This is a genomic window from Winogradskyella psychrotolerans RS-3, from assembly GCF_000427335.1.
In the GTDB taxonomy this organism is placed as follows: domain Bacteria; phylum Bacteroidota; class Bacteroidia; order Flavobacteriales; family Flavobacteriaceae; genus Winogradskyella; species Winogradskyella psychrotolerans.
Window position 1 is genome coordinate 1 of record NZ_ATMR01000104.1, and the last position, 574, is coordinate 574.

At 39.2% G+C, this 574-nt stretch carries 1 pseudogene; it reads right to left on the reverse strand.

The features are described 5' to 3' along the window. Window positions 1–221 (reverse strand): annotated as a pseudogene (locus ADIWIN_RS20080) (hypothetical protein); the annotation flags it as partial. Window positions 222–574: the final 353 nt, after the last annotated feature.

The window sequence follows — 574 nt, forward strand, 5'->3', positions numbered from 1 at the left end:
ATGGTAACAGAGGGCATAACCGTTCTGGTGCTGGTGGAAATCACCCCATCAGCAAACAGGGCATCAATATTTGGAGTTGTTGCTTGTTGGTATCCTTCCAGGCCAAAGCCATCAATGCCCAACATAATTACCCGATTTGCCACCGGCGTTTTTTCTTTACAGCCGAAAGAAAACAGAAGTGGGAATAAAAGAAGGAGCAGAGTTGATTTGACTTTTATCATGGGTTGATGGTTTTATACTGTAAAGCTTTGTTTTATTGAATGGGAAATATCCGACTGATAAATATATAAAAATCCAATGGGCAGTAGGTTGCCTGCCCTTTAATAAAAGGCTGTCTTTTTGTTAAATGGTTAAATATTATTGTATAAATAGGGTTGTAGACATTCAAAAGAGGTGCTTATTAGCTGATTTCGATACGATTTCGCCAGCATTTTTGCAGGAAAAAAAGCAACAACACCGCCAAAAATCAAGTAAAAGTATTCCTACAGTCCACGGGCTTCACCCGTGGTTATTGTTGTTGAAGCCCTTCAGGCTTCTTCGGTTCCGTTTACTAATACAGTAAATCTCTAATTTG